At 70.2% G+C, this 26,645-nt stretch carries 29 protein-coding genes; 15 read left to right on the forward strand and 14 right to left on the reverse strand.

The window, feature by feature from the left end:
* Positions 1 to 19 precede the first annotated feature (19 nt).
* The 9 genes from R5H19_RS07230 to R5H19_RS07270 form a co-directional block, all read right to left on the reverse strand.
* Complete coding sequence (locus tag R5H19_RS07230; protein WP_318158315.1) at positions 20 to 715, reverse strand: trimeric intracellular cation channel family protein; 696 nt, start codon at positions 713 to 715, stop codon at positions 20 to 22.
* A 4-nt stretch (positions 716 to 719) separates the two neighbouring features.
* Positions 720 to 1,979 (reverse strand): M20 family metallopeptidase, encoded by a 1,260-nt coding sequence (locus R5H19_RS07235; protein WP_318158316.1) that lies wholly within the window; start codon positions 1,977 to 1,979, stop codon positions 720 to 722.
* 49 nt (positions 1,980 to 2,028) lie between these two features.
* A complete protein-coding gene (locus tag R5H19_RS07240) occupies positions 2,029 to 2,577 on the reverse strand; it encodes a DsbA family protein (RefSeq protein ID WP_318158317.1) in 549 nt (182 codons plus the stop codon).
* The gene (locus tag R5H19_RS07245; protein WP_318158318.1) at positions 2,574 to 3,092 is read right to left on the reverse strand and encodes a redoxin domain-containing protein; all 519 of its coding nucleotides are present in this window, start codon (positions 3,090 to 3,092) and stop codon (positions 2,574 to 2,576) included. The genes R5H19_RS07240 and R5H19_RS07245 overlap by 4 nt, the downstream gene beginning before the upstream one ends.
* A 47-nt stretch (positions 3,093 to 3,139) precedes the next feature.
* Positions 3,140 to 3,523 (reverse strand): TraR/DksA family transcriptional regulator, encoded by a 384-nt coding sequence (locus R5H19_RS07250; RefSeq protein WP_318158319.1) that lies wholly within the window; start codon positions 3,521 to 3,523, stop codon positions 3,140 to 3,142.
* A gap of 90 nt (positions 3,524 to 3,613) precedes the next feature.
* Complete coding sequence (locus tag R5H19_RS07255) at positions 3,614 to 4,915, reverse strand: S8 family serine peptidase (RefSeq protein ID WP_318158320.1); 1,302 nt, start codon at positions 4,913 to 4,915, stop codon at positions 3,614 to 3,616.
* Positions 4,912 to 5,547, reverse strand: a complete 636-nt coding sequence (locus R5H19_RS07260) for a zf-HC2 domain-containing protein (RefSeq protein WP_318158321.1) — start codon at positions 5,545 to 5,547, stop codon at positions 4,912 to 4,914. The genes R5H19_RS07255 and R5H19_RS07260 overlap by 4 nt, the downstream gene beginning before the upstream one ends.
* Positions 5,544 to 6,131, reverse strand: coding sequence for a sigma-70 family RNA polymerase sigma factor (locus R5H19_RS07265; RefSeq protein ID WP_318158322.1), 588 nt, complete (start codon positions 6,129 to 6,131; stop codon positions 5,544 to 5,546). The genes R5H19_RS07260 and R5H19_RS07265 overlap by 4 nt, the downstream gene beginning before the upstream one ends.
* Before the next feature lie 74 nt (positions 6,132 to 6,205).
* A complete protein-coding gene (locus R5H19_RS07270) occupies positions 6,206 to 7,006 on the reverse strand; it encodes a hypothetical protein (protein WP_318158323.1) in 801 nt (266 codons plus the stop codon).
* Positions 7,007 to 7,467: 461 nt separating this feature from the next.
* Here R5H19_RS07270 and R5H19_RS07275 point away from each other — a divergent pair, with 461 nt between their 5' ends.
* From R5H19_RS07275 to R5H19_RS07345, 15 genes are all read left to right on the forward strand, one after another.
* Positions 7,468 to 7,905: an FdtA/QdtA family cupin domain-containing protein gene (locus R5H19_RS07275; protein WP_318158324.1), complete on the forward strand. Its 438-nt coding sequence runs from the start codon at positions 7,468 to 7,470 to the stop codon at positions 7,903 to 7,905.
* Positions 7,890 to 8,555 (forward strand): acetyltransferase, encoded by a 666-nt coding sequence (locus R5H19_RS07280; protein ID WP_318158325.1) that lies wholly within the window; start codon positions 7,890 to 7,892, stop codon positions 8,553 to 8,555. The genes R5H19_RS07275 and R5H19_RS07280 overlap by 16 nt, the downstream gene beginning before the upstream one ends.
* A 7-nt stretch (positions 8,556 to 8,562) precedes the next feature.
* The gene (locus R5H19_RS07285; protein WP_318158326.1) at positions 8,563 to 9,513 is read left to right on the forward strand and encodes a hypothetical protein; all 951 of its coding nucleotides are present in this window, start codon (positions 8,563 to 8,565) and stop codon (positions 9,511 to 9,513) included.
* A complete protein-coding gene (locus R5H19_RS07290) occupies positions 9,500 to 10,432 on the forward strand; it encodes a GNAT family N-acetyltransferase (RefSeq protein ID WP_318158327.1) in 933 nt (310 codons plus the stop codon). The genes R5H19_RS07285 and R5H19_RS07290 overlap by 14 nt, the downstream gene beginning before the upstream one ends.
* Positions 10,433 to 10,446: 14 nt before the next feature.
* Positions 10,447 to 11,589 carry a DegT/DnrJ/EryC1/StrS family aminotransferase gene (locus tag R5H19_RS07295; protein WP_318158438.1) on the forward strand — a complete coding sequence of 381 codons (1,143 nt, stop codon included), beginning with the start codon at positions 10,447 to 10,449 and terminating at the stop codon, positions 11,587 to 11,589.
* The gene (locus tag R5H19_RS07300) at positions 11,586 to 12,836 is read left to right on the forward strand and encodes an O-antigen translocase (protein ID WP_318158328.1); all 1,251 of its coding nucleotides are present in this window, start codon (positions 11,586 to 11,588) and stop codon (positions 12,834 to 12,836) included. Before R5H19_RS07295 ends, R5H19_RS07300 begins: the two co-directional genes overlap by 4 nt.
* Before the next feature lie 2 nt (positions 12,837 to 12,838).
* A complete protein-coding gene (locus R5H19_RS07305) occupies positions 12,839 to 13,783 on the forward strand; it encodes a glycosyltransferase (RefSeq protein WP_318158329.1) in 945 nt (314 codons plus the stop codon).
* Positions 13,780 to 14,955, forward strand: a complete 1,176-nt coding sequence (locus R5H19_RS07310) for a hypothetical protein (protein ID WP_318158330.1) — start codon at positions 13,780 to 13,782, stop codon at positions 14,953 to 14,955. The genes R5H19_RS07305 and R5H19_RS07310 overlap by 4 nt, the downstream gene beginning before the upstream one ends.
* Positions 14,942 to 15,781 carry a Wzz/FepE/Etk N-terminal domain-containing protein gene (locus R5H19_RS07315; protein ID WP_318158331.1) on the forward strand — a complete coding sequence of 280 codons (840 nt, stop codon included), beginning with the start codon at positions 14,942 to 14,944 and terminating at the stop codon, positions 15,779 to 15,781. The genes R5H19_RS07310 and R5H19_RS07315 overlap by 14 nt, the downstream gene beginning before the upstream one ends.
* Positions 15,782 to 15,863: 82 nt before the next feature.
* Positions 15,864 to 16,706, forward strand: coding sequence for a class I SAM-dependent methyltransferase (locus tag R5H19_RS07320; RefSeq protein WP_318158332.1), 843 nt, complete (start codon positions 15,864 to 15,866; stop codon positions 16,704 to 16,706).
* Positions 16,707 to 16,708: 2 nt separating this feature from the next.
* Entirely contained in the window at positions 16,709 to 17,941 is a 1,233-nt protein-coding gene (locus R5H19_RS07325) for an amidohydrolase family protein (protein WP_318158333.1), read from the forward strand.
* Positions 17,941 to 18,639, forward strand: a complete 699-nt coding sequence (locus R5H19_RS07330) for a class I SAM-dependent methyltransferase (protein WP_318158334.1) — start codon at positions 17,941 to 17,943, stop codon at positions 18,637 to 18,639. Before R5H19_RS07325 ends, R5H19_RS07330 begins: the two co-directional genes overlap by 1 nt.
* Before the next feature lie 24 nt (positions 18,640 to 18,663).
* On the forward strand, positions 18,664 to 20,175 hold the full coding sequence (locus tag R5H19_RS07335; RefSeq protein WP_318158335.1) for a cobalamin-dependent protein: 1,512 nt from the start codon (positions 18,664 to 18,666) through the stop codon (positions 20,173 to 20,175).
* A gap of 15 nt (positions 20,176 to 20,190) precedes the next feature.
* Positions 20,191 to 21,306: a glycosyltransferase family 4 protein gene (locus R5H19_RS07340; protein WP_318158336.1), complete on the forward strand. Its 1,116-nt coding sequence runs from the start codon at positions 20,191 to 20,193 to the stop codon at positions 21,304 to 21,306.
* Positions 21,303 to 22,406 carry a glycosyltransferase family 4 protein gene (locus tag R5H19_RS07345; protein ID WP_318158337.1) on the forward strand — a complete coding sequence of 368 codons (1,104 nt, stop codon included), beginning with the start codon at positions 21,303 to 21,305 and terminating at the stop codon, positions 22,404 to 22,406. Before R5H19_RS07340 ends, R5H19_RS07345 begins: the two co-directional genes overlap by 4 nt.
* Positions 22,407 to 22,687: 281 nt before the next feature.
* Here R5H19_RS07345 and R5H19_RS07350 read toward each other — a convergent pair whose 3' ends face one another.
* From R5H19_RS07350 to R5H19_RS07370, 5 genes are all read right to left on the reverse strand, one after another.
* Positions 22,688 to 24,127: an IS1182 family transposase gene (locus R5H19_RS07350; protein WP_318157052.1), complete on the reverse strand. Its 1,440-nt coding sequence runs from the start codon at positions 24,125 to 24,127 to the stop codon at positions 22,688 to 22,690.
* Between the two features lie 143 nt (positions 24,128 to 24,270).
* Positions 24,271 to 24,990, reverse strand: coding sequence for an SDR family oxidoreductase (locus R5H19_RS07355; RefSeq protein WP_318158338.1), 720 nt, complete (start codon positions 24,988 to 24,990; stop codon positions 24,271 to 24,273).
* 107 nt (positions 24,991 to 25,097) lie between these two features.
* Positions 25,098 to 25,742, reverse strand: a complete 645-nt coding sequence (locus R5H19_RS07360) for an HD domain-containing protein (protein ID WP_318158339.1) — start codon at positions 25,740 to 25,742, stop codon at positions 25,098 to 25,100.
* A gap of 17 nt (positions 25,743 to 25,759) precedes the next feature.
* Positions 25,760 to 26,221 carry a carboxymuconolactone decarboxylase family protein gene (locus R5H19_RS07365; RefSeq protein ID WP_318158340.1) on the reverse strand — a complete coding sequence of 154 codons (462 nt, stop codon included), beginning with the start codon at positions 26,219 to 26,221 and terminating at the stop codon, positions 25,760 to 25,762.
* Positions 26,222 to 26,229: 8 nt separating this feature from the next.
* Positions 26,230 to 26,640, reverse strand: a complete 411-nt coding sequence (locus tag R5H19_RS07370; RefSeq protein ID WP_318158342.1) for a cupin domain-containing protein — start codon at positions 26,638 to 26,640, stop codon at positions 26,230 to 26,232.
* Positions 26,641 to 26,645: the final 5 nt, after the last annotated feature.

Below are 26,645 nucleotides of genomic sequence, written 5' to 3' on the forward strand. Positions count from 1 at the left end.
CAAGACGCAGGTTCCCATGTCAGTTCTCCTCGTCGTGGTGTCGGCGCTGCGGCGCGTCCGCTGCTGCAGCCTCTGGCGGCCGCGCCGTCGGCAGGTGCCAGCCGTGGCGGATCGCCATGAAACGCAGCGCGAAGCACACGCCGCCGCCGGCTAGCGCAGCCGCCATCGGCGACAGGTGCAGCAGATGGGCGCTGACCACCACGCCGGCGCCGGCCAGCGCCGCCAGCGCATACAGGTCGGCGCGCAGCACGCTGGGGATGCCAGACACCAGCACGTCGCGCAGCATGCCGCCGCCGATGCCGGTGAGCATGCCGAGCAGGGCCGCCATGACCGGGTCGATGCCGTGCAGCAGTGCCTTCTGGGCGCCGGCGACCGCGAAGAAAGCCAGTTCCACGGCATCCAGCCACAGCACGTCGCGGCGCAACCGGTTCGTCACCGGGTACCAGAAAAAGGTGAGCAAGCCGGCCAGCGCGGACACGCCGACGTACTTCAGATCGGCGATCGCCGCCGGCGGCACCGCACCGATCAGCAGGTCGCGCGTGATGCCGCCCGCGTTGCCTGCTGCGAACGCCAGCACCAGCACGCCGAACACGTCGAGCCGATGCCTGACCGCGACCACCGCACCGCTGATGGCGAACACGAAGGTGCCGCCGAGGTCCAGCACCAGCGGCAGCACGTGCAGCACGGCCCGGGTGGCTTCGACCGGCTGTTCCATGGGCTCAGGGCGCCGCCGCCAGCCACGCCCGCGCGGCCACCATCAGCGTCTCCACGCCGGTCTCCAGCGTGGGGTGCAGCACCGGCAGGAAGCGCGGGTTGTGGTTGGTGGGGATCTCGTTGAGCCGGTTCGCGGCCTTGGCCTTGGCGTAGGTGTCGGGATCGGTGCCGCCGACGAACCAGAACACCGACGGCACGCCCCACTCGGCGCCGAACGAGCCGAAGTCCTCGCTGGCCGAGGTCGGCCCGGTCTGCCGGATGCGCTCGGCCGGGAAGTGGCGGCGGAAGGCCTCGACCACGGTCGTGGTCGCCGCCTCGTCGTTGGTGACCAGCGAGTAGTTGTCCAGCGGCGTGATCTCCGGCGGCTTCGGCGCGCCCGATGCCGCCGCCTCGGCGTTGACGATGCGGGTGATCGCGGCCAGCACGCGCGCGCGCACGCCCTCGTCGAAAGTGCGCACGTTGAGCTTGATGACGGCCTCGTCGGGAATCACGTTTTCCTTGGTGCCGGCCTGCAGCGAGCCGATCGTGAGCACCGCCGCCTCGGTGGGCGCCAGTTCGCGCGCGACGATGGTCTGCAGCCGCAGCACCGTCGATGCCGCCATCACCACCGGATCGATGCTGGCCTGCGGCATCGAGCCGTGCGCGCCGCGCCCGAACAGGCGGATCTGCAGGCTGTCGGCCGCCGAGGTGATCACCCCCTTGCGTCCACCGATGGCGCCGGCCGGACCCACCATCACGTGCTGGCCGAGCACCACGTCGGGCTTGGGGAAACGCTTGAACAACCCGTCGTCGATCATCGCCTGGGCGCCTTCGGCCGTTTCTTCCGCCGGCTGGAACACCGCCATCAGCGTGCCGCGCCAGCTGTCGCGCGTCTGCGCCAGCAGCGTGGTGGCGCCGACCAGCCAGGCGACGTGCATGTCGTGGCCGCAGGCGTGCATCACCGGTACGGTGTTGCCCTCGCGGTCGGTCGCGGTGGCTTTGCTGGCGTACGGCGCGCCGGTGGCTTCCTCGACCGGCAGCGCGTCCATGTCCGCGCGCAGCATCACGGTGGGCCCGTCGCCGTTGCGCAGCAGGCCGATCACACCGGTCTTGCCCACGCCGGTGGTCACTTCATACCCGGCCGCACGCAAGTGGTCGGCGGCCAGGCTCGCGGTGCGGGTCTCCTGCATCGAGAGTTCGGGGTGCGCGTGGATATCGGTGTACAGCGCTTCGAGCTGCGGCAGCAGCGCCGGGAGATTTCCCGGCAATGATTCGGTGGAGGGCATGGTCTTCTCGTTCGTGGTGGTTGGCGTTTCGGGTGCCGGCCGCATGCTGTCACTGCTGCCGCGCGATGACCCGGCCGATGGCGTGTACCAGCGAATCGAAGTCGCCCTGGTACAGGTAGCCGTTGACGTAGAAGCTGGGCGTGCCGTTGACGCCGCTGCGCACGCCGCCCATGAAGTCGCCGCGGATGCGGGCGTCGATGTCGGGGTTGCGCAGCGTGGCGGCGATCGCCGCCTCGTCCAGACCCAGCGCGCGCACGCCGGTCTCCAGGCCGGCGGCGCCACGTGGAGCCCAGGCCGCCTGGTTCTCGTACAGCCAGTCGTGCATCGCCCAGAACCGGCCATCGACCGCCGCGGCTTCGGCCAGCTCGGCTGCCAGTTGGGCATATGGGTGGGCCTGGCTCAGCGGAAAATGGCGGAACACGAAGCGCAGGTTGCCGGCATAGCGGTGCTGGATCTGCTTCACCAGCGGGTAGGCGCCGCCGCAGGCGGGACACTGGAAATCGCCGTATTCCACCAGGGTCACCACGGCATGGGGGGTGCCCTGGATGTGGTCGCGTGCGGAGACCGGCACGGCCAGGACGGCTTCTTCGGAGATCATGCGGTCCCCCGTGCGTCGGCGTCCGGCGCGTCGAGCGCTTTCTGGATGTTGTTCGAGGGCAGCGCCTCGAGCGCCTTGACGATGCCTGCGGCGCCGGGGTTCACGCCCATCGGCGACAGGTAGCTCCAGCGGATCACGCCGTCGCCGTCGATCACGAACAGTGCGCGCTGCGCCAGGCCATGCTGCTCGTCGTACACGCCATACGCGCGCGCCACCCGGCCCTTGGGCTCGAAGTCGGACAGCAGCGGGAAGTGGTACTTGCGCTCGCGCGCCAGCGCGGCGTGGCTCCATACGCCATCGACCGAGATCGCCAGCAATTGCGCGTTGAAGCGGGCGAACTCGTCCAGCAGTTCGTTGTACAGCGCCAGCTGGTCGCTGCACACCGGGCTCCAGTCGGCGGGGTAGAACGCCAGGATCACGTTGCGGCCGCGGAACTCCTTGAGCGCCACGGTCTGGTCGGGGGTGGAGTGCAGGGTGAATTCCGGTGCGGCGGTGCCGGCGGCAAGCATGCTCATGGCTGGCTCGTTTCAGGCGCTGTTCGGTGACGTGGGCGATGCGCGGCTCAGCCGCCGGTTTCGCGGCGGCGTTCCTCCTGCACGGTGAGGGTCGCCTCGGGCGTGCTTTCCAGCCGGGCCCGCGGGATCGGTTCGCCGCTCAGGTCGGACAGGCCGTAGCTGCCTTCGGCGATCTTCTGCAGCGCCCGCTCGATGTCCGCCACGCGGCGGTCGTCCACGTCATGCAGGGCCTGGTCGATTTCGTACTGTGACAGGGCCTGCGCCCGCTCCTCTTCTTCCTTGGCCTCGTCGCCATGCTCCTGGCGGAACGCGCGCTCCCTCGCCAGGTTGGCTCTCTCGCCGCCAAGCAGCCGCTCGCGCAACGCCAGCAGGCGCTGGCGCTGCTGCTCGATGAACTCCCGGCTCAGGCCGGCATGCTGTTCCGACGGCATGGGATGCTCCCGCCCGCAGCGCCTGTTCGCGTGCGTCCGTGCAGACTGGAAGCAGCCGGGTGAATGCGCCGTAAAAAATCGGTAGCCGGATCAGCGGGCGGCGTTCGGCGTGTTGCGCAGCTCCGTCACGGCGGCGGCGGCGTTCACCTGCAGCACGCCGCCGGAGAGTTTGCTGCTGCGGAGCAGGAGATCGCGGATCGCGCGCGCGTCCAGCCCCGGCGCCAGCGACAGCAGCAGGGCGGCCATGCCGCTGACGTGCGGCGCGGCCATCGAGGGGCCGGAGGTGAAGTCGTAACCGCCGCCGGGCTGGGTGGTCAGGATGTCGTTGCCGGGCGCGCTGAGCACGTCGGCCGGCGCTGCCGACGGGCCGCTCACGCGGACCAGGATGACTCCCGGTGTGGCGTCGGGGAAGCCGTTGACGTTGCCCTCCGGCGGGATGGCGGCGACCACGATGCGGCCCTGTTCCAGGATCTGCCCCAGCAGCAGGTCGAGCAGCGGATCGGCGGGGCCGCCCAGGCTCAGGTTGATGATGCGCGCGTCGCTGTCGATGATCGTGGCCAGCGCCTTGGCCAGCGTGAAGGAGTTGCAGCGCGCGCCGGCGTTCGGCGCGGGCGGATACCAGCAGGCCTTGTAGACGCTGAGCTCGGCCCGGGGCGCCATCCCCACGATGCCCTGATGGTTGTCGCCGACCGCGGCGATGACGCCGGCGACTTCCGTGCCGTGGCTGTCGCGGTCGAACGCCGCCGCATCGTCGTCGACCATGTTGTGTGCGTCGTGGATGCGCCCTTGCAGATCGGGATGGGCCAGGTCGACGCCGGTGTCGACGACCGCGATGCGTACCCCGCTGCCCTGGCTGAAGGCGTGTGCGCGGGCGGCATCGGTCTCGACGAAGCCGCGCTGCAGGCCGACGTAGGGGTCGTTGTACGAATGCCTGCCGGCGGGTTGCTTCGCGTAGACGGCATAGTCGTGCAGCGGCTGCGCAAGCCGCACCCGGCGGTCCCCGGCCAGCGCCTTGAGCAGGTCGTCACGATTGGTGCCGGGCGGCGGCTGCAGCACGATGCAGTACAGGTCGAGCGCCTTGATCGGCCAGCCGGCGAGTTCGCTGAATGCATAGTGCCGCTGCAGCGCGGCCAGGGCGGAGGCCGCCTGCTGGCCGGCGCCGTAGTAGCGGGACGGCGCGTAGCCGAGCAGGCTGGAGCCGGCGTGGATCGGCGGCGGCTCCAGCGGGTTGGCCACGGCCAGGATGATGTCGCGCCGGCTGTCCATCGCCGCCGCGCTGGCCACCGTCATGCGGCCGAGGCCGGCGTGGTCGCTCGCCGTCGGCAGCGGGCGCGTGGACGCGCATGCGCCCAGGGCCACCGCCATGACGGGGATGAGCAGGCCGTGCTTCATGGCGTGGCGGCGACCGGCTCCGCCAGCAGGATGCCCCGCGTGGTGCGCAGCTGCTGCAGTGCCTGCTGTGCGGTGGAGGCGGAGCTCGCCGGCGCGACCGTATAGGCGCCCACGTCGTTCGGACCACTCACCACCTGCAGCCGCAGGGCATGCAACAGCGCATTCCAGTCGGCCAGCGTCATGCCGGCATCGGGCACCACGCGGATCGCTCCCGGCGCCGCGGGCGGGGCTTCCTGGCTGAGCGTGCGATACGGCGGGTGGCCGTCCGCCGACCACAGCCTCACGCCCAGGAAGCCGATGCCGAGCGCCTGCACCAGCACCGCGGCGACCAGTGCCCGGCTCACCCAGCTTCCTGCCCGCGCGCGGGCCGGAGCCTGCTGCGGGTCGTGCGTGTCGAGGCGGGTCAGCAGGTGCTCCAGTCCGGCGTCGACGTCGACCGGCACGTCCGCCGGCAACGACAGCGCCAGCCGCAGGCGGCTCTGCTGCGCGAACTCCGCGCGGCACGCCGCACATTGCGCCAGGTGGCCTTCCAGCCAGGCGCCCTGTTCCGGCGTGGCGCTGTCCTGCAGCACCCACGGCATCATTTCCCAGGCGCGGACGCAGTCCTTGCCGGAATCCTGCGGGAACGTCATGGCGCGTTCTCCGTGCGTTGAGGCGGCTCTCCCGCCAGGCTCGGCAGCACGTTGCGCAGCTTGACCCGCGCATGGAACAGGCGTGCCTTCACCGTACCCACCGGACACTGCATGATCACCGCGACGTCGTCCAGGCTGTGCCCCACGCCGTAGACCAGTTCGATCACCACGCGCTGGTCCACCGACAGCCGCTCCAGCCCCTTGCTCAGCCAGTCGCGCAACTCGCGGTCCTCGTCCGCCAGGTCGTGGGCGGGGCTGCGTTCCTCGTGGCGGGGGTCGTCCTCGACCGGCTCGTCGCCGTGCTGGCGCAGCGTCTTCAGCCCGCAGCGGTAGGCGATGCCCATCAGCCAGGTGGAGACGCGCGAATCGCCGTGGAACGTGCCGGCCTTCTGCCAGGCGATCCAGAAGCAGTCGTTGATGACTTCCTCGATGACGTCGGCGCGCCGCGTCAGGCGGGCCAGGAAGCGGCACAGCCGGCCGTGGTAGCTGCGGTAGAGAATCGCCAGCGCGGCGCGGTCGCCCGTCGACATGCGTTGCAGCAGCATGCGGTCGGTGGCGTCGGAGTCGATGTCGTCGTCGTTCATCGGTCTGCGCGGACTGGGGCGGTGTTCAGGTCACGAGGTAAGTACCGCGCCGGCGGCAAAAGGTTGCCTGCGGTTCAAAAGGATCGCGTGACGGTGGCGACCCAGGGCGAGGCGCCCATGACGTCCCACTGCCAGCGGGTTTGCGGGTCGGCCAGGATGCGGTCGAGTTCGATGCGCCAGGGGCCGTGGTTCCACAGCAGCCCGAGGTGGCCGTAGCGGTGGCGGTCCGTGCCGCGGCGGCGACTGCAGGAACCCGCAGGGCCGTACTCGCAGGCGTCGGCGTAGCCGTAGCCGTAAGCGTTGTAGGGCGCGATCGGAGACTGCGCGATGCCCGCGCCGGCGGAAAGCGAGAGCTGGCGGGTCAGCGGCCAGTGCAGGCTGATGTCCGCGGCGCCGCGCAGCCGGTGCCGGCTGCCGACGACGTGGATGGCCGACAGGCCGAAGGTCAGCACGTCGCGGTAGCTCCAGCTGAGCCCCGATTCGGCGCGCTCGAAACGGCGGGAACGGGCCGTGCCGGCATAGCGGTAATAGAGCAGGTTCGCCTGCATCTGCCAGTCGCCGCTCAGCGACCAGTGGCGGGAAGCCTGGGCGATGGCCGCCACGAGGCGGCCAGGCGAGCGCAGCTCGGCGCTGCCGGACAGCCCCAGCGACCAGCCGCTGGGGAAGGTCCAGTCGGCGGCGCCCTGCAGGACCGGCGTGCGGGAAGTCATCGCCTGGCCGCGATCCACCAGCTGCGAGCTGAGTGCCGCGGCGCCACTGAACGTGACCGCTTGTGCATGCAGCGCCGGCGGCAGGCCGGTGCCGGCGAGCAGTGCCGCGAAGCCGCTGCGGATGAACCGGCTGCGGCGGGCAGTAGCGGGTTGCGGTCGCTTCACGTGCGCATCAGCCGCGTGAGGCCCGCGCCGGCCGCAGCGCGCCGGCGGCCGGAGTGCAGCGCGATTCCCTACTGCTTGCCAGAGTGTGCTCGTGCCCATCGGTTCGTGGTGCAACGGCCAGTGATGACATCGGTGGCGTTCGCGTCATCCCGAAACGGATGGCGCGGGATGCCGTCGTGCTGCGCTGGCTGAAGCATGTCACGGATGGAGGTCGCCGAGCCATGAAAAAAGGATTGGCCGGGTCGCGGGAACCGGGCCTCGTGCCTGCCGCGACAGGCAACCGGGTATCGGCTCCCACGCCAGGCGTGCAGGCATCCGATGGCTTGCCGCCCGGCAAGGTTCCCGTGGCGGAACCGTGCGCGGTCCACGCCGCTCGCGTTGCCGCCGCCGACGCAACCTTTCGTCCGCCGGGCGGCACCCAGACAGGTCGGTCTTTCCCGACATCACCGCCGGGCCGGAACATGGAAATCGAGCGCATCCCGTTGCAGAAACACGGCGACAGCCGCGGCATGCTGATCGCCCTGGAGCAGGACCGGAACGTGCCTTTCGTGATCCGGCGCGTGTACTACCTGTTCGCCACCTGCGGCGGCGTGCACCGGGGCTGCCACGCGCACCGCCACCTCAACCAGCTGGCGGTGGCGGTGCGCGGCTCGGTCACCTTCCTGCTGGACGACGGCAGCGGGCCGGTGGAAGTGGTGCTCGACGACCCTGCGTACGGCCTGCACCTCGGCAGCATGGTGTGGCGCGAGCTGTACGACTTCAGCGAGGACTGCGTGCTGATGGTGCTGGCCGACCACCTGTACGACCCGGCCGACTACATCACCGACTACGCCGCCTTCCTGCGTGAAGTGCGCGGCCCGCTGCCGCAGGAGGACATGGCCGCATGCCAAAGCCTCTAGTCCTCGTCGGCGCCGGCGAGTTCGCGCAGATCGCCTGCGAATACTTCGAACACGACAGCGACCGCGAGGTGGCCGCCTTCAGCGTCGAGCGCGACTATCTCGCGCAGCCGCAGCTGGCCGGCCGCCCGGTGGTGGCGTTCGAGACGCTGGAGGCGCACTACCCGCCGGCGGAGTTCGACGCGTTCGTCGCGGTGCCGGCCAGCCAGCTCAACCGCCTGCGCGCGCGCCTCTACCGCGAGGCGAAGCGCCGCGGCTACCGGCTCGCCAGCTACGTCAGCTCGCGCGCCTTCGTCTGGCGCAATGCCGAGGTGGGCGAGAACAGCTTCATCTTCGAGGGCAACGTGGTGCAGCCGTTCGTACGCATCGGCAACAACTGCGTGCTGTGGAGCGGCAACCACGTGGGCCATCGCACGGTGGTGCACGACCACGTGTTCGTCGCCTCGCACGCGGTCATCTCCGGCTATTGCGAAATCGGCGAGAGCAGCTTCGTCGGCGTCAACAGCACCTTCAACGACCACGTGAAGGTCGCCGCCGACAACGTGATCGGCGCCGGCGCGCTGGTCACCCGCGACACCGAGCCGGGCCGGGTCTACGTCGGTTCGCCGGCGCACGCGCTGCCCGACCGCTCCAGCCTCGACGTGAGGCTTTGACGCGCGCATGTTCGCCTGGGCCAAGCAAGGGTTGGTCTTCGACGCCGCGCGGCAGGGCGTGGGCGGCTGGATGCGCCACTCGGCGCTGACGCCGACGCCGTACCGCCTCGACGACGAGCTGATCCGCGTCTACGCAGGCTTCCGCGACGCCGACGGCGTCAGCCGCATCGGCTACGTCGACGTGCGCGCGGACGATCCCGCGACGGTGGTGCGGGTCAGCACCGAGCCGGTGCTCGACGTCGGCCGGGCCGGCTGCTTCGACGACAACGGCCTGATCCTCGGCGACGTGGTGGACGCGCCCGGCGGCCTGCACCTGTTCTACGTCGGTTTCCAGCGCGTGGCCCGCGCCAAGTTCCTCGCCTTCAGCGGCCTGGCCATTTCCCGCGACGGCGGCAACAGCTTCCGGCGCACCCAGGAAACCCCGATCCTGGATCGCGCGCCCGGCCGCAGCACCATCGGCGCGGTGCATTCGGCCATGTACGAAAACGGCCGCTGGCGCTTGTGGTACGCGGTGGGCGACGACTGGGAAAGCATCGGCGGCCAGCCGTTCCCGCGCTACCACATCCGCCATGCGCAGACGGCCGACCTCGCCGCGCTGCCGCGCGCGGACCAGGTCTGCCTGCTGCCGCAGGGCAGCGAGTACCGCATCGGACGGCCGCGCGTGTACCGCTTCGGCGACCGCTACGTGATGTACTTCACGCGCGGCAACCGCACCGGCGAATACTTTCCCGGCGTCGCCGTGAGCGACGACGGCATCGCCTGGGAACGCCGCGACGCGATGCTGGGCATCGCGCTGTCCGCCGACGGCTGGGACTCGCGCACGCTGTGCTATCCCGCGCTGATCCGCAGCGGCGACAAGCTGCTGATGTTCTACAACGGCAACGACATGGGCGTGGACGGCTTCGGCGTGGCCGCGGCCGAGCTGCGTGGCGACGGGGAAGCCGATGTGCAGCGTTAGGCCCTACACCGCCGCCGACGTGAACACCTGGGACGCACTGGTCGGGCGTTCCCGCAACGGCAACCTGCTGCACCGGCGCGGCTACATGGACTACCACGCCGACCGCTTCGTCGACCGCTCGCTGATCGTCGAGCGGCACGGCGAAGCGGTGGCGGTGTTCCCCGCGGAGATCCGCGGCAAGCAGGTGACCAGCCACGGCGGCCTCACCTACGCGGGCCTGGTCACCACGCATGCGCTGCGCGCCGAATCGACGCTGGCGGTATTCGGGCAGATCGCCAGCCACTACCGCGCGCAGGGCGTGGAGCGGGTGATCTACAAGGCGGTGCCGCACATCTTCCACGCCTACCCGGCCGAGGAGGACCTGTATGCGCTGCACCGGCTGGGCGCGCGGCTCAGGCGGCGCGACCTCTCCTCGGCGATCCCGCTGCGCGAGGCGTTCCACTTCTCGCAGGGGCGCCAGCGCGCGATCAACAAGGCGCGCAGGACCGGCATCGAGCTGCAGGCCGGCACCGATCCGGCGGACTTCCACGCGCTGCTGAGCGAGGTGCTGCGCAAGCACGACGCCGTGCCGACCCACAGCCTGGCGGAGCTGCGTCTGCTGCAGTCGCGCTTCCCGCAGCAGCTGGTGCTGCACGAGGCGCGCCGCGACGGCGTGCTGTTGGCGGGCGTGCTGGTCTATGACCTGGGCAAGGTCGCACACACCCAGTACATGGCCGTGTCGGAGGAAGGGCGCCAGCTCGGTGCGCTGAGCTTCCTGCTGGCGGAGCTGATCGGCGGCGTCTACGCGCAGCGGGCGTACTTCAGCTTCGGCATCTCGACCGAGCGGGAAGGGCAGCTGCTCAACGGCGGCCTGGTCAGCCAGAAGGAGTATTTCGGCGCCCGTGCCGTGGTGCACGACTTCTACGAGTGGTCGCTGTGATGGCGGGCGGGCCGATGGACGGCGTGCTGCTGCGGACCGAGCCGGCGGACGTCCCGTTCCTCGACGTCGGCGCGATCAATGCGCGCCACGCCGACGAGCTGAAAGCGGTCGCCGCGCGGGTGATCGACTCGGGCCGGTACGTGCTGGGCGAGGAGCTGGCCGCGTTCGAGCGCGAGTTCGCCGCCTGGTGCGGCGTGCCGCATGCCGTGGGCGTGGGCAACGGGCTGGACGCGCTGGCGCTGATCCTGCGCGGCTACAAGCAGCTCGGCGCGCTCGGCGAGGGCGACGAGGTGATCGTGCCCGGCAACACCTTCATCGCCAGCTTCCTCGCGGTCAGCGCGAACCGGCTGCTGCCGGTGCCGGTGGAACCCGACCCGCTGAGTTTCAACCTGGACCCGGCCCGCGTGGCGGCAGCGATCGGGCCGCGCACGCGCGCGATCATGGCGGTGCACCTCTACGGCCAACTGGCCGACATGCCGGCGCTGGCGGCGCTGGCCCGGCAGCACCGTCTGCTGCTGATCGAGGACGCGGCGCAGGCGCACGGCGCGGCGTGCGATGGCCGCCGCGCCGGCGCGTTCGGCGACGCGGCGGCGTTCAGCTTCTTCCCGGCCAAGAACCTCGGCGCGCTGGGCGACGGCGGCGCGGTGGTGACCGCCGACGCGCGGCTGGCGCGGGCCGTCGCGGCGCTGCGCAACTACGGTTCAGAGGTGAAATACCGCCATCTTTTCCAGGGCGTCAATTCGCGGCTCGACGAGCTGCAGGCGGCGCTGCTGCGGGTGAAGCTGAAGTACCTCGACGACGAGGTCGCCTGGCGTCGCCGCGTGGCGCGCCGCTATCGCGACGGCATCCGCCACGCGCAGATCCGGCTGCCTGGCGTGGCGCGCGAGGAGCAGCACGCCTGGCATTTGTTCGTGCTGCGCTGCCCCCACCGCGATGCGTTGCAGCAGCACCTGCAGGCGCACGGCATCCACAGCCAGGTGCACTACCCGGTGCCGCCGCACCGGCAGCCGGCCTACCCGGAGCTGCACCACCTGTCGCTGCCGCTGACCGAGCGCCTGCACGAGGAAGTGCTGAGCCTGCCGATCGGGCCGACCCTGGGCGAGGACGCGGTGGCACGGGTGATCGCCGCCTGCAATGCGTTCCGGTGTCCGCCGTGAACATCGCACGCGCCGGTTTCTACTCCGCCTTCGCCACCGGCGCGCGGCTGCTGGCGGCGCTGGTGGTGGTCAAGCTGGTGGCCTGGTTCGCCGGGCCCGAGGGGGTGGGCAAGCTGGGCCAGTTCATGAGCCTGATGTCGTTGCTGGCCGTGCTCGCCGGCGGCGGCATCGGCGCCGGCATCGTGAAGTACGTGGCCGAGTACCGTCACGACCCGCAACGGCTGGAGCGGTTGCTGGCCGCGGCGCTGTGGTATGCGCTGTGCGCCTCGCTGCTGATGGGCTGCCTGGCGCTGGCGTTCAGCCGGCCGCTGGCGCAGTGGCTGCTGGACGACGTCGCCTATGCGGGATTGATCCGCGTGCTGGCCGTGGCCCAGCTCGGCATCGCGCTGCTCAACTACATCCTGGCTGTGGTCAACGGCTTCATGGACGTGCGCCGGCTGGCGCTGATCCAGGTGCTGGGCTCGCTGCTCGGCATCGTGACGGTGATCGTGCTGGCACGCTGGCTGCAGCTGTACGGCGCGCTGCTGGCGCTGATCGTGGGCCAGCTGCTGTGGCTGCTGGTCGGCCTGCCGGCGTGGTGGCGCAGCCCGTACTTCCGGCGCAGCATGCTGCGCCTGCGCTTCGACCGCGAGATGACCCTGCGCCTGGCGGGCTTTTCGGTGATGACGCTCACCGCCGCGCTGGTCTCGCCGCTGGTGAACATCGCGGTGCGCGACCACCTCGCGCTGGAACTCGGCTGGCAGCAGGTCGGCTACTGGCAGGCGGTGAGCAAGGTCTCGGATGCCTACCTGCTGTTCCTCACCGCGGCCATCAACATCTACTACCTGCCCAAGCTGGCGGCGATCCAGGAGCGCGCCGCGCTGGTGGCCGAGCTGCGCAACGCGTACCGCTACCTCCTGCCGGTGGTGGTCGCGCTGGCGGCGGCGGTGTACCTGCTGCGCGACTGGGTGACGCGATGGCTGTTCAGCGCGGACTTCGCGCCGGCCAACGCGCTGTATGCGCCGCAGCTGGCCGGCGACGTGGTCAAGATCGCCGCCTTCATCCTGTCCTACGTGATGCTGGCCAAGGCGATGACGTGGCTGTTCGTGGTCTCCGAATGCGTGTTCGCGGCCAGCTACCTGGCGCTGGTCTACGTGTTCACCGCGCGCTTCGGCCTGGTCGGTGCGATGTACGCCTTCGCCGCCAACTACCTCGGCTATCTCGCCTTCAACGTGCTGGTCGTGCGGCGCTACCTGGGAGGGCCGTGACGATGGCCTTCGACGTATCCAAAGGCACGGCGGCGCCGCTGGTCTCGGTGCTGATCCCGGCGTTCAACCACGAGCGCTTCGTGCGGCGCTGCCTGGACAGCGTGCTGGAGGACCCGTATCCGGCCAAGGAGCTGATCATCATCGACGACGGCTCGACCGACCGCACCGGCGCGCGGATCGCCGACTGGGTGGCCACGCACTGCATGGACATCCCGATCGAGTACGTGCAGCGGGAGAACCGCGGCATCGCGGCGACCCTCAACGAGCTGGCGGCGCGCGCCAACGGCGAGTTCCTGCGCCCCGGCGCCAGCGACGACTACCTGCTGCCCGGCGGCCTCGACGCCCAGGTCCGCTACCTGCAGGAACACCCGGACAAGGGTGCGGTGATCGGCGATTCGGTGGTGGTCGACCAGAACGACCGCAAACTGCACGACAGCGGCATGTGCGACCTGCACGGCGCCGACAAGAGCCTGTACCGCTCCGACGATGGCATCCGCCGCGCGGTGATCCGGCAGTGGGCCATCGGCGGGCCGGTCGCGCTGATCCGCAAGAGCGCGCTCGACACCGTCGACCGCTGGAGCGAAGGGCTGCGCATCGAGGACTGGGACCTGTTCCTGCGCCTGGCCGCGCGCGACGCGCTCGGCTTCGTCGACGTCAGCGTCTGCGCCTACCGCATGCACGACGCCAACCTGAGCCGCACGCGGCACCGGGAGACGCGCCTGGGCAACCTCGCCGAGTCGCGCCACATCGCGCTGCGCCGGGCCGGCCTGTTCGACGAGCCGTACCGCACCCTGCTGCACGCGCAGTCGCACTACATCGGCGCCAAGATCTCCTTCCTGGAACACAAGCCGGGGCCGCTGCTGCTGCACCTGGCGGCCTACCTGTCGCTGGTCGTGGCGGCCCGGGCCCGGCCGTCACCGGCGGGCCGCGGCGCGGAGGGCGCATGAAACGGCTGCTGCGGCTCCCTTCGACCTGGCTCGGCCTGCCGCTGCTGTTCGCCTGCGCGCTGACCTGGTTCACCTACGACCTGCCGGTCGACTACCTGCAGGGCCTGCTGCTGCTGAGCGTGCTCGCCGCGGCGATCATCCTGTTCGACGTGCAGACCGGCGTGCGGCTGCCGCCGTTCGCGCAATTCCGCGCACGCCGCTACGCCGGCACCCGCGAGGCGTTCCTCGCGCTGATCCTGGCCGGGCTGATCGTGCTGTTCTGCGTGCTCGACCTCACGCTGTTCCCGATCCCGCTGTTCGACAAGCCATCGGCCTATGCGGTGATGGACGGCGGCCGCGCGCACGTGCGGCACGTCTCGGACATGTGCTGGGTGCTGCCGCCGATCGGCTTGCTGTGCACGCGCAGCCGGCGGCTGCGCGTCGCGCTGATCGCCATCGGCTTCGCGTTCCCGGTGCTGGTGATCGACCGCAACCGGCTGTTCGCCACCTTCTTCTCGTTCGCGCTGGTGCTGGTGCTGCGCCGCGACGAGGCCAGGCCGCTGCCGTGGAAGACCCTGCTTGGCCTGGCGTTCGCCGCCGGCGGCATCTTCTCGATCCTCGGCCTGCTGCGTTCGGGGCCGCTGGAGTACGTCACGCTGCCGTTCAGCGCGACGTACCACGCCGCGCCGCAGGGCATCAAATGGCTGCTGCTGTACGCCAGCGCCGGGCCGTACAACTTCAGCTCGATCCTGGCCAAGGGCTATCTCAACCCCGACTTCCTGATCAACCAGCTGGTGCCGCTGCGCGGTTCGGTGGCGACGGCGGGCACGGGCATCCCGCTGGATGCGTCGAACATCAACGTGGGCACCGAGCTCTTCCCCTTCCTGATGGCGTTCGGCCCGGTCGGTGCTGCGCTGGCGCTGCTCGCGCTGTACGCGATGCTGCTGTGGAGCGTGCAGCGCCTGCGTCCGGCGGTGCCGCTGTTTTCCCTGCTGATGTTCCTGCGCGTCTCCTATGTCTGCGTGATGTCGCCGTTCGCGCCGCAGGCCTTCACCTGGACCAATGCCGGCTTCATCGGCATCTGCCTGCTGCTGCCGGTGCTGGCCAGCTGGCTGCCGAACCGACGGACGTCGGCCGCCCCCGATCCGTCTTCACCCTCTTTCCAGCGAGTGCCGAACCATGGAACGCGATGAAATCTATCTGATCGACCTGTGGCGGATCTTCACCCGCGAATGGCTGTGGTTCGTGCTGGTGCTGGTGCTGACGCTGGCCTGCACCTGGGCCTTCGCGCACCTGGCGAAGCGCCAGTGGGAAGCGACTGCCTGGATCCAGATCGCGCAGGTCGGGCTGGTGCCGCCGGGCCAGGATCCGAAAGTCGAGCCGCTGCAACGCGTGACCGAGCGGCTGCAGCTGGTGCCGTTCAAGAACGAGGTGCTGGCCAGCGCCGGCTATGCGAAGACCTCGGCGGTGGCCCGGCTTTACCGCAACAGCCTGAAACTGGAGCCGATGCTGTACGCGGGCTCGCTGGTCAAGCTGACCGTGCGCGCCTACTCCCGTGAGCAGGCCGGCGCACTGGCCGCGGCCACGGTCGCCCGGCTGCGGGCGGTCCACCGCGAGCTGGAAGAGGCGCCGCTGAAGGCGGCGCACGCACGGCTGGCGCAGCTCGAGGCCGACCTGCAGAGCGCCGAGGCCGACCGCGCCCGCTACCAGCAGGCTGCCGCCGCGGGGAACCGGCGCGAGGCCGGTGGCCAGGACGTGGCGAATCCGATGCTGGCCAGCCTGCTGCTGGCCGGCAAGAACGAGGAGATCCGCAGCCTGCGCCAGGCGCGGGGCGATCTCGTCGAGCGCCTCGGCCCCGCCTACACCTACGACACCTCGATGGTGTGGCCGGCCTATGTGCCCGAGCGGCAGGCGTTTCCGAATCCCGAGCTGACCTGGGGCATCGGCCTGCTGCTGGGGATTTTCCTGGGCTCGTCCGCGGCCCTGGCCAGGGACGTCGCGCGGCGGTCGCGGGGTTAGTCCGCACCGGTCGGGCATTCAACCAAAGCAGTCCGGGCCGGCACTCACCGGGAAGGTTGGCAGCAGCGAAACGCGGATGGGCATGAACGGGCAGCACAAACTCGAAGGCGTCGGCATGTCGCTGGACCAGGCGCAACTGCTCGACACGCAGCGCGCCTTCGACAGCGTCGCCGTGGACTACGACGGTCCGCGCGGCAACAACGAACTGATCCAGCGCATGCGCCTGACCCTGTGGAACACCATGCAGGACCAGTTCCCGACCGCCTCGCGCCTGCTCGACCTGGGCTGCGGTACCGGCATCGACGCCATCGAGTTCGCGCGGCGCGGCCACCAGGTCGTCGCCAGCGACTGGTCGCCGCAGATGGTCGAGCGCACCCGCGCGCGCGCCGCCGCCGCGGAGCTGCCGTCGCGCGTCAGCGCGATCCATCTGGGCATCCAGCAGCTCGACCGGCTCGACGACGCGTTCGACGGCATCTACTCGGACTTCGGCCCGCTGAACTGCGCGCCGGATCTCGGCGGCGTGGCGGCCGAATGCGCGCGCCTGCTGCGCCCCGGCGGCCGGCTGGTGTTCTCGGTGATGGGCCGGATCTGCCCGTGGGAACTGGGCCACTACGCGCTGCGCGGCCGCTTCCGGCGCGCCGGCGTGCGCGCCGCGCGCGGCGCCACGCCGGTGGGCATGAACCGCCACACGATCTGGACCTGCTACTACCTGCCGCGCGAGTTCTACCGCGCCTTCGCCGCGCACTTCACGCTGGCCGGCTACCGCGCGCTCGGCCTGTTCATGCCGCCGCCCTACCTGGTGGACTACTACCGCCGCCACCGCCGCTGGTGCGAGTGGCTGGGCCGGCTCGACGACCGCTTCGGCGCGCTGCCGCTGCTGCGCGACATGGGCGACCACTTCCTGATCGTGATGCGGCGGCGCTGACGATGGACGTGTTGCAGGCCGCGCTGGATGTCAGCCTGTGCCGCGGGGCGACGGTCACGCCGGCCGGCACCTCGCGCGCGCCGCTGCCGATCCGCGCCGGGCGCATCGGCGCCTCGCTGGCCGCGCGGGCGTGGCGCATCGACCTGCGCGACCACCTGATCTTCCCCGGCCTGATCAACGCGCACGAGCATCTGCACGTCAACGCCGTGCCGCCGCTGCGCAGCGGCGCGCCGTTTCCCGACAGTTACGCCTGGATCGCGGCGTTCCAGGCGCACTTCGCCGAACCGGCCGTCGTCGCCGCGCTGCAGGTGTCGAAAGAACTGCGGCTGCGCCACGGCGCGCTGAAGAACCTGCTTGCCGGCGTCACCTGCGTGGCGCATCACGACCCGTGGCATGCAGCGCTCGACGCAACGGATTTCCCGGTGGCGCTGCTGCGCGACTACGGCTGGAGCTACGCGCTGGGCTGGCCCGATTACGGGCCGCCGGTGCAGCCAAGCTTTGCCGCCACGCCGGCCGATCGCCCGTGGCTGATCCACCTGGCCGAAGGCACCGACGCCACCGCGCAGGCGGAACTCGATCAGCTCGATCGGCTGGGCTGCCTGGCGGCGAACAGCGTGCTGGTCCATGGCGTGGGCCTGCGCGAACGCGACGTCGATCGGGTGATCGCCAGCGGCGCGGCGGTGGTGTGGTGTCCGACCAGCAACCGCAACCTGCTCGGGCGCACGCTCGATCCGCGGCGGCTGCACGCGGCCGGGCGGCTGGCGCTGGGCAGCGACTCGCGGCTCAGCGGCGCGCGCGACCTGCTCGACGAGATGCGCGGGGTGGTCGAGCGCGGCGAGCTCGATCCGGCAGCGCTGCTGGAACTGGCCAGCGTCGCTGCCGCGCGCATCCTGCGGCTACCCGGGCGCGGCAGCCTCGCGCCCGGCGCGCGGGCGGACCTGGTGATCGTCGCGGACCGCGGCGGTGATCCGGCGAGCAGCCTGGCCGGCATCCGCCGCAGCGAGTTGCGCGCGGTGGTGCGCGACGGCGTGCCGCGCATCGCCGATCCGGATTTCGCCGACTGGTTCGCCGCCGCCGGCGTGGACGCGGTGCCGGTGATGCTGGACGGCAAGCCGAAGCTGCTCGCCGCGGCGCTGGCCGAGCCGGCGCTGCTCGCGCTCGAACCGGGGCTCGAACTTCTCGCCGGGCGCCACGCACACGCAGGCGACGCCACCGCCGAAGCCGGGTGCCGGTGATGGCCCGCCCGCCGCTGCTCGAACCGCGCGAGGCCTACATGCTGTGGGCGACCAGCTATCCGGCGCATGCGCACAATCCGGTGATGCAGGCCGAGGAGCGCGCGCTGCTCCGGCTGATGCCGGACGCGCTGCACGGGCAGGCCGTGCTCGACGTCGGTTGCGGCAGCGGACGCTACATGCTGCATGCGCTGCGCCGCGGCGCGGCACGCGTGACCGGCGTGGATCTGTCGCCGCACATGCTGGCGCGCGCCGGCGCCGAACTGGAGGCGCTGCATGCCGACGCGCCGGTCGCGCTGGTGCAGGGCAGCCTGGCGGCATTGCCGCTGCCGGATGCGCGGGCGGACCTGAGCGTGTGCGGGCTGGTCGTCGGACACCTCGATGACCTGGCGCAGTCGCTGGCCGAGCTGCGCCGGGTGACCCGGCCCGGCGGCACCGTGTTGTGCAGCGACGTGCACCCGATCGGCCACGCGCTCGGCTGGCGGCGCGACTTCAAGTCCGGCGGCCGCCGCTACGCCGTGCGGCATACCCAGCACCTGTACAGCCACTGGCACGCCGCCTGCGCCGCGCTCGGGCTGCGCATCGAGCGCGTGCTGGAACCGATGCTCGACCCCGCCGACATCCCCGCCGGCGCGCATTTCGACCGCATGGCGCTGGAGGTGCCCGTCGCGCTGGTGTTCCAGCTGCGCCGGGCGCCCTGACGCCGCTTGCCTGCAGGCCCTGCCATGACCGCTCCGCGCACCTTGCTGATCAACCCCACCATCACCTCGCGCCACAGCGCGCGCTTCCCGCTGGCGCTGCTGCACCTGGCCGCGGAGCTGGACCGCAACGGCGAGAGCCGCATCATCGATGGCAACGTCGACCGCGACTTCGTCGCCGACACCCTGCGCGCGATCGAAAGCGAGCGCTACGACGCGGTCGGCATCGGCGTGATGGGTGGCCCGCAGGTGGCGCCGGCGATCGCCGTGTCCAAAGCGATCCGCGCACGCCAGCCGACGCTGCCGATCATCTGGGGCGGCTACTTCCCCACGCTGCACACCGACGCCACGCTGGCCGCGCCCTACGTCGACTACGCGGTGCGCGCGCAGGGCGAGGACACCTTGTCGGAACTGGTCGCCACGCTGAGCGGCAGTGGCGGCCCGGCGCTGGAGCAGATCGCCGGGCTGTCCTGGAAAAACGCCGGCACGGTGGTGCACAACCCGGCCCGCCGCATCATGCGCCACGACCCCGCCGGGCTGCTGCCGTACGACAAGCTCGGCGACCCGCGCCGCTACCTGGCGCGCACCTACCTCGGCGAGCGCACCGTGGCGCACCAGGCGGCGATCGGCTGCCGCTACCACTGCACCTTCTGCGGCGTCGCCGCGATGTTCGGCGGCGCCACCTTCCTGCCGGCCGCCGCGCGGCTCGAACGCGAGCTCGGCTACCTCAAGCACACGCTGGGCGCCGATTCGGTGCAGTACTTCGACCACAACTTCTTCGACCGCGAGGCGGACATGGTGCCGCTGCTCGAGGTGATGGCCCGCTTCGAATTGCCGTGGTGGTGCTTCGCCCGTGCCGACGCGCTGCTGAACCTGTCCGAGCGCTCGTGGGAGCTGGTGCGCAAGAGCCGGCTGCGCATGGCCTACATCGGCGCCGAATCGCCCAGCGGCCAGATGCTGCACGACATCCGCAAGGGCACGCGGCCGGACCAGACCCTGGCGGTGGTCGAGCAGTGCCGCCGCTACGGGGTGATCCCCGAGCTGTCGTTCATGGTGGCGCCGCCGGAGCACACCGAGGAAGAAACCGAGCGCACCTTCGAGTTCATCCGCGAGCTGAAGCGGATCAACCCGCAGACCGAGATCGTCATCTACGTCTACACCCCGCTGCCGGAGCACAGCCGCCACGAGCAGGACCGCCGCAAGCGGCCGGGCGCGCCTCTGCGCGACCTCGACGGCGCGCCGGTAGTGTTCCCGCGCACGCCGGACGAGTGGACCGAGCCGCGCTGGGTGCACTACGCCTGCCACGTCGACGCGCCCTGGCTCACCGACAAGCTGCGCCAGCGCATCAACGACTTCGTCACCGTGCTGCGCTGCCGCTACCCCACGGTGCAGGACCTGCGCGCGCCGCCATGGGCCAAGCGCAACCTGAGCGCGCTGGCCAGCTGGCGTTACCGCTTCCGCCGCTACGACCGGCCGTGGGAACTGCAGCTGGCGAACCGACTGGTGCGCCTGCGCATGCCGCAGGTGTCGGGCCTGTAGGCGCGGAGGCCGGCCATGCACGTGGCGCAGATCAACTTCCTGCCCGCGCCGGCGAACTTCGCCGCGGCCGACGTGTTCGAGCAGTGGCCCACGCTGGCCGACGTGGCCGAGGCGACGGCCAGCGCCGGCACCCGCGTGTCGGTGATCCAGCTGGCGGCGCGCCCGGAGCGGGTGCTGCGCAACGGCATCGACTACCGCTTCGTCGCGCTGCCCGGCGTGCAACGCACGCGTCGTCTCGCCGATGTGCTGGACGAGCTGCGCCCCGAGGTGCTGCACGTACACAGCCTGGGCTTCGCCGCGGATGCGTTCGCGCTGGCGCGCTGGCTGCCACAGCTGCCGATCGTGATCCAGGACCACGCCGACCGCCCGCCGCATCGCTGGCGGCGGCCGTGGTGGCGACGCTGGTACGCCGCCGCCGCCGGCATCGCCTTCACCGCCACCGAGATGGCGCAGCCGTTCACCCGCGCCGGCCTGTTCGCGCCGCGCACGCGGCTGTTTTCGATCCCCGAATCCAGCAGCCGTTTCACGCCGGGCGATCGCGCCCGCGCGCGCGTCGAAACCGGCTTGCGCGGCGATCCCTGCGTGCTGTGGGTCGGTCACCTGAACTCCAACAAGGACCCGCTGGCGGTGCTCGACGGCGTGGCGCAGGCCGTACCGCAGTTGCCCGGACTGCAGCTGTGGTGCGTGTTCGGCAAGGCGCCGTTGCTCGACGTGGTGCAGCAGCGCATCGCGCACGATCCGCGGCTGGCCGGGCGCGTGCATCTGCTCGGCAAGGTGGCGCACGCGCGGGTCGAAACCCTGATGCGCGCGGCGGACCTGTTCGTCGCCGGCAGCCATGCCGAGGGCTGCGGCTACGCGCTGCTGGAGACGCTGGCCTGCGGCGTGGCGCCGGTGGTCACCGATATCCCCGCGTTCCGCGCGCTGACCGACCAGGGTCGCATCGGCCGCCTGTGGCCCTGCGGCGACGCCGCGGCGCTGGCCGAGGTGCTGGTGGCGATGGCGGCGCAGCGGCCGTCGCCGGCACAGGTGCGCGCGCATTTCGAGGCCGCGCTGTCGTTCGCCGCGCTGGGTCGCCGTTGGGCCGATGCCTACGCGCAGGTGCGCGCCGACCGGCTGTGGAGGCCGGGATGAAACTCGCGCTGGTGGTGCCGGGCGGAGTGGACCGCAGCGGCGAGTTCCGCGTGATCCCGGTGCTGCTGGCGCTGATCGGGCGGCTGGCGCGCGCGCATGAAGTGCACGTGTTCGCGCTGCAGCAGGAGGCCGCAGCGGCACGCTGGGAACTGGTCGGCGCCACCGTGCACAACATCGGCGAGGGCTGGACCCGGCTGCGCGCGATCGCGGCGATCCGCGCCGAGCATCGCCGCGCGCCGTTCGATCTGGTGCAGGCGATCTTCTCCGGCTCGTGCAGTTTGGTGGCGGTGGCCGCGGCGAAATCGCTGCGCCGGCCGAGCCTGGTGCACGTCGCCGGCGGCGAGCTGGTGGCGCTGCGCGCGATCGGCTACGGCGGCCGGCTCAAATGGAAAGGGCGGCTGCGCGAAGCGGTGGTGTTGCGCGGCGCCGACGCGATCACCGCAGCCAGCACGCCGATCATCGACGCGCTGGCCGCGCTCGGCCTCAAGGCCCGGCGCGTGCCGCTGGGCGTCGACCTGCGCGGCTGGCCACCGCTGGCGCCGCACGCGCGCAGCGCGGGGCCGGCGCGGCTGATCCACGTCGCCAGCCTCAACCGGGTCAAGGACCAGCCGACCCTGCTGCGCGCGCTGGCCGCGCTGGCCAAGGCGGGTCTGGATTTCCACATGGACATCGTCGGCGTCGACACGCTGCACGGCGAGATGGAGCAACTGGCCTGCCGGCTCGGGCTGCAGGAGCAGGTCCATTTCCACGGCTTCAAGACCCAGCGCGAACTGCGCCCGCTGATGGCCGCTGCCGACCTGCTGGTGCTGTCCTCGCTGCACGAAGCCGGCCCGCTGGTACTGCTCGAAGCGGCGGTGGCCGGTGTGCCCACGGTCGGCACCGCCGTCGGTCACCTGGCCGAATGGACGCCTGCGGCCGCGCTGGCCGTGCCGGTCGGCGACTGGGCCGCGCTGGCCAGCGCCATCAGCCGCGTGCTGACCGACGAAGCGCTGCGCCTGCAACTGGCCGCCGCCGCGCAGTGCCGCGCGGTGCGTGAGGATGCGGATCACACCGCGCGGGCGTTCGAGATGCTGTATCTGCGTTTGCTCGCAGCGCGCTGATGAAAGGCGTCGCGGGGCTCGTCGTGACCCGCAGGGTCGAGATTAGCGGGCTGCCATGCTGATTGCCGGGTTCGCGCGGCGGCTATCGGCCCAGGCTGTGTGAAAACGCGTGCGCGCTGCAAATGATGGCGTAATGGCTGCGCCGAGCGGTTTGCTGGCCGCTTGCAATCACCTACAGACGCCGCCGCGAAGACTTCGCCTCTTGAATTTCGGAGCAACTGATCGAGACCGAAGATCGCCATCGCGCCCCTTGGCGGAGGTATTTCGGGTGCAAAGCGCCTTCAGGCGCACATCGTCTGCATCAGCGGTGCGATGCCCAAGATTTTCATCACGCGTTTGAGGTTGTAGGCGAGCACGTGCAGGCTCATCTCTGTGCTGACGTGGTTGAGCGTACGCATCAGGAAGTGCGTCGACCCCATCCAGGCCTTCAGGGTGCCGAAGGGGTGTTCGACCGTCTGCCGTCGGATGCGCATCTTGTCTGGATCCTGATCCAGACGCTGCTGCATCGCGTCGATTACGGCTTCATGCTCCCAGCGTTTGACGCGTCGTTGCGGCGAAGAGGTGCACTGCGTCTTGAGCGGGCAGGCCTTGCACGCAGAGCTCCAGTAGCAATGCAGCGTCAATCCCTTTTCGACCGTGCTGAAACGCCAGATCAGCGACTGTCCGGCCGGGCAACGGTAAGAGTCGGTCTCGGGCAGATAGACGAAGTCCCGCTTGCCGAACAGGCCCTTGGCCTGGTTGTTGGAGGTCTGCGGACGAGGGACGTAGGCGGTGATGCCGACTTCCTCGCACGCCACGATTTCTTCCCCGCTGAAGTAACCACGATCAGCGACAACCTCAATGTGTTCGGCCTGCATTGCGGTGCGCGCACGCTTTGCCATGGCCGCCAGTTGGCTGCGATCGTTACCGATGTTGGTGACCTGATGGTCGACGATCAGGTGGTGCTGCGCATCGACCGCCGTCTGTACGTTGTAGCCGACGGTGCCGGTACCCTTGCCGCTGGTCGCCATGGATCGTGCATCCGGGTCGGTCAGCGAGATCTGCTGGTCAGGGGCGGCCTCGACTTCTTTGGCTAACGCCTGCATGCGCTGCATCTCCGACTGCAACTTCTCGACCTTTTCGTGAAGTCGCGTCGTGTGCGCTTCGGCGACCGGGGCTGCACCCTGGCGATCCGCGCTGTCCAGTTCCGACAGATATCGCGCCACGCTCTCTTCGATCTGCTCGATCCGGCGCTGCACCTTGGCGCGGGTGTAGTTCCGGTCGCGATTGTTGACCGCCTTGAACTTGCTGCCATCAATGGCTACCAGCGCCTGCGAAAACAGATCCAGCCGCCTACACAACACCACGAACTCGCGGCAGACCCGGCGGATCGCCGCACCATTGTCCCTGCGGAAATCGGCGATCGTCTTGAAGTCCGGCGACAGTCGACCGGTCAACCACATCAGCTCAATGTTCCGCTGCGCCTCGCGCTCCAGACGCCGGCTCGACTGCACGCGATTGAGGTAGCCGTAGATGTAGATCTTCAACAGCGTGGCCGGGTGATAGCCCGGACGACCAGTGGCCTGTGCAATCGCTCGCTCAAACCCCAGCGCGGTCAGATCGAGGTTGTCGACGAAGACGTCCACCACCCTCACGGGGTTGTCTTCCGTCACGTAGTCGTCGAGGCGCTCGGGAAGCAAGGTGCTCTGCGAGCGATCTTCACCTTCAACAAAACGTCCCATCGGCAACTCTCGTCGGCGCGGTGGGACAAGTCTATCGACTCAGAGAGTTTTCACACAGCCTGGGCCAGAAGCGGACATCCCGCCCCTTCCAGCCGCCAGGGACACGCGAACCCGTGCCCTGATGCGGAGGTCAGGCAGCTAGGTCAGAACGGCAGCTTGCCGATCGAGGCACCGCCATCGACGTGGAGCGTCTGCCCCGTAATGAAGCTTGCCTCCTCCGACAGGAAAAAGGCGATCGCCGCCGCCAGTTCCTCAGGCTTGCCGAAGCGGTTCATCGGAACGGAGGCGAGGTATCGCTTTTCACCCTCGCTGCCAGGCGGATTGTTCTCACGGAATAGCACGGTCTCGGTCGGGCCCGGTGCTACCGCGTTGACGGTGATGCCGGTGCGCGCCAACTCCAGCCCCCATGAGCGGGTGAAGCTCACCATGGCGCTCTTGGCGGCCGCGTAGGCGGTGCGCTCGATCATGCCCAGGATGGTGAGGCTGGAGATGTTGACGATCCGGCCCCAGCCGCGCTCGCGCATGCCCGGGAGCAACGCCTGCACGGCCTGGACCGCCGGGTGGAGGTTGAGGGCGAGCGTCGCATCGAGATCGTCGAGGTCGATGTCGCCGATGCGCTGCGGACGCACGAGCGCAACGTTGTTGACCACGCCGTCGAAAGCATGGCGCGCGTTCAGGTCGCGCAGGGTCCGGTCGGTGGCGTCGCGGTCGGCCAGATCGAGCGCGACCAGCTCGCCGGGGAAGTTCGCATCACCCTGGCGCGCGACGCCAACGATGTGGTGACCGGCCCGGGCGAGCCGCTCGGACAAGGCGCGGCCGATGCCCTTGCTGGCGCCGGTGATGAGAAACGTACGGGAAGGCATGGGTTCTTCTCCTTGGGACGCGCCCGGCCGAAGGCTTTGCCAGACGAAGGCATTCGGCTGGGCCGTGAACGCGGGGGGCTTATACAGGCCAGCAGGCGGCGGATGCTCTAGTGCGCCCATGGCGAACGCAGGATGACGCTGCACAGGTCCACGCGCTGGAACGTGGGATCCTTGAAGGCCAGGAAGTCATCGTTGAACGTGCCGAAGGTGCTGTCCGGTCGGTGCTTCAGGCCCTCGTAGAATGTGTCGATGATGGCGTGCTTGAAGTCGTTCGCGCGTGGCCAGGCCGCGGTCACGGCGTCCCGCTCGGCGTCGGTGAACTGGTCGTAGGCGCGACCGGCCACGTCCATCCCTGTCGCCATGTGCAGCAGCGTGGCCTCTGCATGCATAAACTGCGGGATGCCTGGCGTGGTGTGGAGTGCGATGGCGCTCCACACCTTGTCGATCTCGTACTCGGGCAGGCGGTGGGTGCGCAGGAAGTCGCGCGCCGCGTTGGCACCGTCGACTTCGAAGCGCAGGGCGCTGCCGCGGAAGCGCTCGGTTAGGCCGAGGTCGTGGAACATCGCGCCGACGTAGAGCAGTTCCGGATCGAAGACCAGGCCCAGGCGCTCGCCCGCCAGTGCGCCCCAGGCGTAGACGCGCATCGAGTGCAGGAACAGCAGTTCACTCTCCGTATCGCGAACGAGTTCCGTCGCCTCCCGGACCATCATGCTGTCGGGAATACGGATACCAGGAATCTGGGGGATGGACATGAGGTGTTCTCCGCGTTTCAGTCTTCCGCGCGCAGCGCCGCCTCTGGCGTGTTGCGGAAGCTGATGGCCAGGCGGTTGTAGGTATTCATCAGGCCGATGGCGAACGTCAGGTCGACCAGTTCCTTTTCGCTGAAGACGGCCGAGGCGGTCTGGAAATCGCCTTCGGGCACGCCGGTCTGCGCCACGCGGGTCACCGTTTCGGCCCAGGCCAGAGCCGCTTTCTCGCGTTCGCTGAAGACCTTGCCGGCCTCGCGCCAGGCTTGCACGAGCGCGAGCTTGTCGATGGCGACACCTTTCTTCACGAGGTCGCGCGTGTGCATGTCCAGGCAGTAGGCGCAGCCGTTGATCTGGCTCACGCGCAGGTAGACCAGATCCACCAGGACCGGATCCAGGCCGGACTGCATGACGTAGCCGTACACAGCGCCGAGCGCCTTGGCGCCGGCCGGCGCGACGTGCGTGTAATCGATGCGGGGAGACATAGCGATACCTATTTGTCGGGGGTGGTGAGGGGTTGCTCGCCGGTGTCGACGACGAACACGGCAAGCAGCTTGGCGGGCTGGGTCTTGCTGGCGTTGCGGCTGATCCGGTGATGGGCGCCCGGCGCCTCGTAGAAGGACTCGCCGGCCCGGTAGATCCGCGCGGCACCGTCGTCGACCTGGCTCTGGATTTCGCCGGAGACCACGTAGGCATAGATGAAGGCGGAATGGGCGTGGCGGTGCGGTGCGGAGGCCCCACCCGGCGGATAGCTCACCTCCACCGCCACGAGCGACTTGCCCGGAACGTTGGGGAGCGCGTGCGCGAAATTGGGTCTGACCGTGCCCTCGGGGGCGTGCGCATGGGCGGCCCCGGCGAGCGCGGCGGTGGCCAGCAGCGTGGCAAGCAGGCGTTTGATCGACATGACGG

The sequence above is a fragment of the Rhodanobacter sp. KK11 genome, from assembly GCF_033345435.1.
Classification (GTDB): Bacteria; Pseudomonadota; Gammaproteobacteria; order Xanthomonadales; family Rhodanobacteraceae; genus Rhodanobacter.